We start from the raw sequence: 1061 nt of genomic DNA, 5'->3' as shown, positions 1-1061 counted from the left end.
TGTGATGTGACTGCGTGCCTTTTGAAGAATGAGCCTGCGAGTTATGGTGTGTGGCGAGGTTAACCCGTGTGGGGGAGCCGTAGCGAAAGCGAGTCTGAATAGGGCGTTTGAGTCGCATGCTGTAGACCCGAAGCGGAGTGATCTAGGCATGGGCAGGTTGAAGCGCGGGTAAGACCGCGTGGAGGACCGAACCCACCAGGGTTGAAAACCTGGGGGATGACCTGTGTTTAGGGGTGAAAGGCCAATCAAACTCCGTGATAGCTGGTTCTCCCCGAAATGCATTTAGGTGCAGCGTTACGTGTTTCTTGCCGGAGGTAGAGCACTGGATGGCCGATGGGCCCGACAAGGTTACTGACGTCAGCCAAACTCCGAATGCCGGTAAGTGAGAGCGTAGCAGTGAGACTGCGGGGGATAAGCTCCGTAGTCGAGAGGGAAACAGCCCAGACCACCGACTAAGGCCCCTAAGCGTGTGCTAAGTGGGAAAGGATGTGGAGTCGCAGTGACAACCAGGAGGTTGGCTTAGAAGCAGCCACCCTTGAAAGAGTGCGTAATAGCTCACTGGTCAAGTGATTCCGCGCCGACAATGTAGCGGGGCTCAAGTACACCGCCGAAGTCGTGGCATTCACACATGTGTCCGAGCCTTTGTGGTTTAGGTGTGTGGATGGGTAGGGGAGCGTCGTGCGGCCGGCGAAGCAGCAGAGTGATCTAGTTGTGGAGGCCGTGCGAGTGAGAATGCAGGCATGAGTAGCGAATCAGAAGTGAGAAACTTCTGCGCCGGATGACCAAGGGTTCCTGGGCCAGGCTAATCCGCCCAGGGTAAGTCGGGACCTAAGGCGAGGCCGACAGGCGTAGTCGATGGACAACGGGTTGATATTCCCGTACCCGCTACGATGCGCCAATACTGAATCCAGTGATACTAAGGGTCCTTAAGCCCCTAACGCCCTTCGGGGTGTGGGTGAGGCTGAACGCCTGGCCTGATCTGGTAGTAGGTAAGCGATGGGGTGACGCAGGAAGGTAGCCCAGCCCAGGCGATGGTAGTCCTGGGGTAAGCATGTAGGGAG

1 rRNA gene is annotated in these 1061 nt (G+C 57.0%); it reads left to right on the top strand.

The features are described 5' to 3' along the window. Positions 1–1061: ribosomal RNA gene (locus ACZ6R6_RS49355) — 23S ribosomal RNA — on the top strand; the annotation flags it as partial.

This window comes from Streptosporangium sp. NPDC048886, from assembly GCF_055586905.1.
Note: the sequence above shows the minus strand (reverse complement) of the source record. Positions and strands in the feature narration are given on the sequence as shown.